The sequence below is a fragment of the uncultured Campylobacter sp. genome (genome assembly GCF_938045225.1).
Lineage (GTDB): Bacteria > Campylobacterota > Campylobacteria > Campylobacterales > Campylobacteraceae > Campylobacter_A.
Map to the genome: position 1 here is coordinate 1 of NZ_CALINL010000116.1, position 2,094 is coordinate 2,094.

A 2,094-nucleotide genomic window follows, 5' to 3' on the forward strand; every position below is an offset into this window, starting at 1 on the left:
TTGCATGTAGTCCATTTTTTCCAGCGCCGCCGCGGTCAAATTTATATTTGCCGCTAGCTCGTCTAGCTCGTGCAGATACTCGCTATCCGCGCCGCGTTTGCAGTTTTTACGCGCGACCCTAACGGCAAAGTCGCCTCTAGCGATCTTGCCGGCCGCTTGCTTAAAGCTCTCGACATACCGCAAAAAATAGGCCGATACCGCGTAAAATATCGCTCCGCCCGCGCCCATCACGATAGCGCAAAAGCTGATAATGCCCCAAAACATCCCAAGCTTCATCTCAAATATCCGCTCGTAAGCCAGGATTGCCGCCGACGCCGCGACGCAAAGCGCGCAAAAGACGAAGATAAACATCGCCGCGGTGTAGGTTTTGAGACTGATTAGGTATTTTTTCTTATTTTGCGTAATATTCATATTTTATTTCCGTTTTTTTGTATAGACCGATCTCTTTTATGTCGCCGTTTTCGTAGTATTTGTCCGCGGGCTTAAATTTGACCGAGGTTTTACGCGTCAAATTTCCCCGCTCGTCCCTGGTTATGTCTTTAAACTGCAAGATTTGCCAGATTTTTGCCTCAGAGCCGAAGTAATTTACCGACGTATACTCCATCTCGTCGCCGTTTGCGGCGTAGTAATAAACCCATTTTGAGTTCGGAGTTTGCGTGATTTTTTCGTATTCGCCGTTTGGCTTGCGCTCGAAGCTTATCTCTATGCCGTGCCGCGGCTCCATATTATCTTCTATCCGCGTTAAAACGCCCTTTTCATCGTAGACGTAGCTATCGTCTATCACTAGTTCCCTGCCCGAATATACAGCCCGAGCGATCATTTTGCCGTCCTTGCCGTAAGTAGTTTTCTCCGTGCGCGGGTAAAATCTATCCTCCACGTGTTGCTCTTTGGCCGTCGCGACTAAATTTTCGCCGTCAAATTCGTATTCGTAGAGATAAACGGCGCTATCTTGGTATTTTTTGCGGATTAGCCCGTCTTTGCCGTACTCAAACAAAACCGAGCTGTTTGGCACGCCGTTTATGTGCTCGGTTTCTTGCACTATATAGCCGTTTTCGTCAAACTCCGTCCGCTTTACGCGAGTATTTTCTAGCGCGCCGGAGCCGTCTATAGAGTATTCGTACTCCGTAGCCGTCATGCTTTTGACCTCGCCTTTTAGATCCTTTTTGCTCCAGTCGCTTTCGGGTAAAACGGCCGAGTTTAGATAGCAAACCGCCGATACCGCCGCGAAAATAGTCTTTAAAATTTTCATTTTATCTCCCCCGCCTCTCACTCGTAAATTTCGCCCTTGTAGCCGATGCCGCGTACCGTAGCTATCTCAAAGTCCGTGCAGCTTTCTAGCTTGCGGCGTAGTTTTTTTACGTGCGTATCGACCGCGCGCTCGTCGCTATCCGTGTCGTAGCCCCAGACTTCTTGCATGATTTCTAGTCGAGTGAAAATTTTGCCCGGGTTTGAGAGTAGTAAAAAGAGTAGATAAAACTCCTTTGGCGCAAGCTCCACGGTATCGCCGCCGATTTTTAGGCTAAGGGCCGCATAGTCTAGCTCTGAGTTTTTAAACCTTAGCCGCTTGCCGCTAGCGATCTTAGCTCGGCGCAAAAGCGCGTTTATGCGTAAAATCAGCTCCTTTAAATTTAAAGGCTTGCTCATGTAGTCGTCCGCCCCCGTGACAAAGCCCTTCTCCATGCCCTCCATGCCGCTTTTTGCCGTTATCATCAGCACCGGCAGCGACTCGTCTAGCAGCTTGATTTGTTTGGTTAGCTCGTATCCGCTAAGCCCTGGCATCATGATATCGGTGATCACAAGGTCGGCACGCTCGCTCTCTAGCAGCTGCAAAGCCAGCTCTCCGTCAAAAGCCGCAAGCGGAGAAAAGCCTTCCTGAGCGAGCTTTAGGCAGATGATTTTATTTAAATTCTCGTCATCCTCGGCGACTAAAATTTTAAACATTTATTTTCCTTAAATTTGCCCCGAATTTAACGGGCAAGGCGATAAATTTTGTCCTATTTTATCAAATTTAACGAGAAATCGGCGGGTAAATTTAGCGAAGCATCATCAAAATGCCGATGATGCAGATGATGGCGGCCGTAAAAATCTCCAAAA

Annotated in this window: 2 protein-coding genes and 1 pseudogene; all 3 read right to left on the bottom strand. The window is 48.0% G+C overall.

The features are described 5' to 3' along the window. A pseudogene (locus tag Q0200_RS04585) lies at positions 1-411 on the bottom strand (sensor histidine kinase); the annotation flags it as partial. Continuing rightward, on the bottom strand, positions 392-1,249 hold the full coding sequence (locus Q0200_RS04590) for a hypothetical protein (protein ID WP_297938304.1): 858 nt from the start codon (positions 1,247-1,249) through the stop codon (positions 392-394). The pseudogene Q0200_RS04585 and the gene Q0200_RS04590, both read right to left, overlap by 20 nt. A gap of 17 nt (positions 1,250-1,266) precedes the next feature. Beyond that, entirely contained in the window at positions 1,267-1,941 is a 675-nt protein-coding gene (locus Q0200_RS04595) for a response regulator transcription factor (protein ID WP_297938307.1), read from the bottom strand. Between the last annotated feature and the right edge of the window lie 153 nt (positions 1,942-2,094).

Bases quoted from the DNA above. Each gene is read 5' to 3' on its own strand.
- Q0200_RS04595 (WP_297938307.1), bottom strand. From the start codon at position 1,941: ATGTTTAAAATTTTAGTCGCCGAGGATGACGAGAATTTAAATAAAATC.
- Q0200_RS04590 (WP_297938304.1), bottom strand. From the start codon at position 1,249: ATGAAAATTTTAAAGACTATTTTCGCGGCGGTATCGGCGGTTTGCTAT.